Source organism: Mesorhizobium sp. M2C.T.Ca.TU.002.02.1.1 (assembly GCF_003997225.1).
Window position 1 is genome coordinate 1 of sequence record NZ_RZTO01000528.1, and the last position, 4,454, is coordinate 4,454.

The 4,454-nt window shown below is 65.8% G+C and carries 5 protein-coding genes; 1 reads left to right on the forward strand and 4 read right to left on the reverse strand.

Annotated elements, in window-relative coordinates; all coding sequences use genetic code 11:
- Nucleotides 1-122: 122 nt before the first annotated feature.
- The 3 genes from EOD07_RS37770 to EOD07_RS24070 all read right to left on the reverse strand — a co-directional run bounded on the left by EOD07_RS37770 (nucleotide 123) and on the right by EOD07_RS24070 (nucleotide 2,649).
- Nucleotides 123-299, reverse strand: coding sequence for a hypothetical protein (locus EOD07_RS37770; protein WP_164772473.1), 177 nt, complete (start codon nucleotides 297-299; stop codon nucleotides 123-125).
- A 49-nt stretch (nucleotides 300-348) separates the two neighbouring features.
- Nucleotides 349-1,659 carry a hemolysin family protein gene (locus tag EOD07_RS24065; RefSeq protein WP_127237218.1) on the reverse strand — a complete coding sequence of 437 codons (1,311 nt, stop codon included), beginning with the start codon at nucleotides 1,657-1,659 and terminating at the stop codon, nucleotides 349-351.
- Nucleotides 1,660-1,734: 75 nt separating this feature from the next.
- Complete coding sequence (locus EOD07_RS24070; protein WP_127237219.1) at nucleotides 1,735-2,649, reverse strand: LysR family transcriptional regulator; 915 nt, start codon at nucleotides 2,647-2,649, stop codon at nucleotides 1,735-1,737.
- Nucleotides 2,650-2,772: 123 nt separating this feature from the next.
- Here EOD07_RS24070 and EOD07_RS24075 point away from each other — a divergent pair, with 123 nt between their 5' ends.
- Nucleotides 2,773-3,795, forward strand: a complete 1,023-nt coding sequence (locus EOD07_RS24075) for an NAD(P)-dependent alcohol dehydrogenase (protein ID WP_127237220.1) — start codon at nucleotides 2,773-2,775, stop codon at nucleotides 3,793-3,795.
- 16 nt (nucleotides 3,796-3,811) lie between these two features.
- Here EOD07_RS24075 and EOD07_RS24080 read toward each other — a convergent pair.
- Nucleotides 3,812-4,454 (reverse strand): LssY C-terminal domain-containing protein (locus EOD07_RS24080; protein ID WP_127237221.1); only part of this gene is annotated, 643 nt, incomplete at its 5' end.

The window sequence follows — 4,454 nt, forward strand, 5'->3', positions numbered from 1 at the left end:
CTTGACAGGGGCGAAAGCATGATAGCCGCTTCCAAGCGTCCGCTTGCCTCTGTTCGGTACGGACGACAAATGAAGGTTACGCTCGAAATGTGACCGTTACGAGTCAATTCGCGTAGGGTGAACTACTTCTTCTTCAGCAGCCGCGCCTCCCGCAGAAGCGAACTGGCGTCGATGCCGATCATGTCGACAAGGTCGCGGGCCTGGGCCTCGGTGATCCCGGTTTCCTTCATGAGAAACCGCACCCGGAATTCCTTCTCCGCCTTCAGTCGCGCGTCGCGTTCCTGCTTGTCTTCGGCCATGGATTTTTCCCCATGCCCTGAAACTGCAAGCAGGCGGTCAAGGTTCCGCTCAGCGTACGACCGGCCTATGCCCGTCGGGCAGGCGGGTGGCGATCAGCTTGTCGATACGGCGGCCGTCGAGGTCGACCACCTCGAAGCGCCAGCCTTGCGCATCGACGCACTCGCCGGTGGTCGGCAGATGGTGGAGATGCGACAGCACATAGCCCGCGACGGTCTCGTAGTCGCGGTTTTCCGGCAGGTCGATGCCCAGCACCTCGGCCATTTCGTCGGCCTGCATGTAGCCGGCAAGCAGCCAGGAGCCGTCGTCGCGCTTGACGGCGTTCTCCTCCTCGCCGGCCTCGAGATCGGAGCGGAACACGCCGGTGATGGCTTCGAGGATGTCGGCCGGCGTGACGATGCCTTCGAAATGGCCGTATTCGTCATGGACCAGCGCCATCGGCACATCGGACTCGCGCAGCTTCTGCAGGACGTCGAGCGCGTCGGCCTGGTCATGCACGATAGGGGCGGCGCGCACATGCTGGCGCGGATCCAGCACCCTGCCGGCGAGAAGGGCGGCCAGCACGTCGCGCGTCTGGATGACGCCGACCATCGCGTCGACATTGCCGTCGGCGACGGGCAGCCGCGAGTGCTGGGTGTCCATCAAAAGCTTTCGAACCGCGGCTTCGTCGGATTGCAGGTTGAGCCAGTCAACTTCGGTGCGCGGCGTCATCACGGCGCGCACGGCGCGGTCGCCGAGGCGCATGACGCCGGCGATCATGCGGCGCTCGTCGGATTCGATGGTGCCGTGATGCTCGGCCTCGGCGACCAGCATCTTGATCTCCTCGTCGGTGACCTTCTCTTCCGCCTCGCCGCTCTGGCCAAGCAGCCAGAGAATGGCGCGGCCGGAAATGTCGAGCAGGAAGACGAGAGGCGCCGAGATGGTGGCAAGGATCGTCATTGCGGGCGCGGCGCGGGCGGCGACGCGCTCCGGATCGCGCAGCGCTATCTGCTTCGGCACCAACTCGCCGACGATCAGCGAGGCATAGGTGATCAAGGCGACGACGATGCCGACGCCGACGGGGTCGGCGATGTTTTCGCGGATGCCGGTCGAGGCCAGATATTGCGCCAGCCTTTCGCCGAGCGTCGCGCCCGAGAAGGCGCCCGAGAGAACGCCGACGAGCGTGATGCCGATCTGCACCGACGACAGGAACTTGCCGGGGTTCGAGCCCAGCGCCAGCGCGCGGCCGGCGCCCTTGACGTTGCGGTCGATCATCGCCTTGAGGCGGGCGGGCCGCGACGACACGATGGCAAGTTCCGACATCGACAAAAGGCCGTTCACCAAGATGAGGACGGCAACGACGGCGATTTCAACGTAAAGCATGGGCGGTCAATAGCATTGCTGCAGTGCATTCGAAAATAGCCTGCAGGCTTTTTTGCAAGATGACAGGCGCATTGTTCAGGCGGCATCCCAAAGCGGCGCCGAAAAATGCCCGACAAGCGCATCGATGACCACGCGGACCTTCGGCGTCAGCGCACGCGTGAGGGGCCACACGGCATGGACGACGATGTGCTCCACCAGATGATCCGAGAGCACCATTTCGAGCGCGCCGCGCCTCAGGCTCTGGCCGGCAAGCCAGGTCGGCAGGAAGGCGATGCCGCAGCCGGCGAGCGCGGCGTCCAGCATCGGCTCGCCGTGGCCGAGCACAAGCCGCGCCTTGGGCACGAAAGTGGTGAGGTGACCGGCGCCGTCGCGTATGGCCCAGGGCCGGACGACGCCTTCGCGCCCGTAACCGATGACGCTGTGCCGGGCGAGGTCGTCGACCGATTGCGGGCGGCCGTGCTTTTCGAGATAAGCGGGGGCGGCGCAGATCGCCGAGCGCTGGGCATAGATGCGGCGCGCCGCAAGCGACGAAGAATCGTCGAGCTCGCCCATGCGCACGGCAAGGTCGATGCCTTCCTCGATCAGGTCGACGCGCCGGTCGTTGAAGGAGATCTCGATCGCCAGGTCCGGAAATCGTCTGGATATGTCGAATAGCACCGGCGCGACACACCGGCGACCGAAGGCGAGCGGCACATCGATCCGAAGCTTGCCCGACGGAACCTGCCGGCGCGAGGCGAGCAAAGCTTGCCCGGCCTCGATCTCGGCAAGCGCCCGCGCGCAGGATTCGTAGTAGCTCATGCCTTCGCTGGTCGGGCTGAGGCTGCGCGTGGTGCGGTTCAGCAGCCGCACGCCCAGCCGCTGTTCCAGTTGCGCGACCGACTTGCCGATGGCCGACTTCGTCACATGCAGCCGCTCGCCGGCGCCGGTGAAGCTGCCGGCTTCGACGGCATTGACGAATGCGACGACGCCCTGGAGATCAGCCGGGTCCATATCGATTTCCTATTGTAGATTTCAACTCTTCAATGTGTTGCCAAATATCCCGCATTGCGGCATTATTTTCCATAGTCGGATCGCATAAATCTTTCGCGCACCATCAAACAAGGAGCGCGACGCATGGGCACCGACAGCAACAGATCCTGGCAGATGAGCGGCTTCGGCCTTTCGAACCTGCAGCCGGTGAAAGGCGAGATTCCCGATCCAGGCCCGCACGAGCTTCTGGTGCGGACGAAGGCCGTCTCGCTGAATTACAAGGACAAGATGATCGTGGACGGTGTGCTCATCCCCGACCTGTCCTTCCCATTCGTCCCCACTTCGGACGCCGTTGGCGAGGTCGTGGCGGTCGGCGGCGCGGTGAGCCGGTTCAAAGTCGGGCAGCGGGTGCTGGGGCAGGGGATCGCCGACTGGCCGGACGGTGATGCCCCTGCGGTGCTCCACCAGCACACGCTGGGCTCCTCGCTTTCAGGCATGCTGTCCCAGCATGTCGTCTTCGGCGAGGACGCGGCTGTGCCGGCGCCGGCTTCGCTGAGCGATGTCGAGGCCGCGACGCTGCCGATCGCGGCGCTGACCGCCTGGTTTGCGATGGCCGAGGCGACAGGGCCGGTGCCGGGCCAGACCATCCTTATCCAGGGCACCGGCGGCGTGTCGCTGTTTGCGCTGCAATTCGCCGCCGCCTTCGGCCTGCGCGCCATCGTCACGTCGAGCAGCGACGAGAAGCTGAAGCGCGCCAGGGACCTCGGCGCGTGGCGGACGATCAACTACCGCGCCCAGCCGGCATGGGACGAGGCCGCTCGCGCCATGACCGACGGGCTTGGCGTGAACCATGTGCTGGAAATGGTCGGCGGCGACAATGCGCGCCGGTCGCTCAACGCCCTTGCCGCCGATGGCCGGCTGTCGATCATCGGCCTGCTCGGCGCGATGGAGATCAGCTTTCCGATCCTGCCCTTCATGCGCAACCGCATCACCGTGCAAGGCCTGTCCGTAGGCCACCGCCGCGCCTTCGAGCGCATGAACCAGGCGATCGAGGCGCTCGGCATCAAGCCGGTCATCGACAAGGTCTACGGCTTCGACGAGGTGCCGCAGGCGCTCCAGCATCTGGAAAAGGGGGCGTTCGGCAAGATCGTGATCACCACGAGCTGAGGGCGCCGGGCCAAGGTCACTGCAGCGTCTTCAACACGCCGATCACGGCCATGCCGTCGGTGAAATAGAGATCGCCGCCGCCATTGCGTCCGGTCCTGGTGGCGCCGATCCCCGGTATCTTGCTGGTCGAGGCCAGCAGACCGGCGGCATCCAGGTCGCCGATGAGGAAATCGCGCTCGGCGTCGATGTCGGGCCCGATGTGATGGGTGATGGCGCCGGTGTCGTGGCTGAGGCCGACGCCGCGATCGAAGCTCGCGGCGCCCAGCCAGAGCGGGCGGCCGTCGTCGCCGACCGTGTCGGTCTGCCAGAAGCGGACGTGATGGCGCCGGTCGGCGCTGCCGCCGACCGGCTTTTCGAAGGCAAGATCCTGGGCGCGGCCCTCGAACAACAGGCGGCTCATCGGCGCGTCGGGGTAAGGGCGGGAAAACAAAACGCTTTCGCCGATGTCGATCGCGGTCCTGAGCGTCACGGCATCGGCGGTATCCCAGCCGGCGACCGCGAAGGCGTGGACGACTTCCTTCTCGGTGCCGACAAGGCCGGCATTGATCGGATCGCCGGGAATGCCCTGCGGCGTGTGCGTCACCATCTCGAAGGGGCGGGTGCGGAAGCCGTGCTCCCGCCAGGTCCAGAATTCCGGCGCGGCGACATAGGCGAGCGCC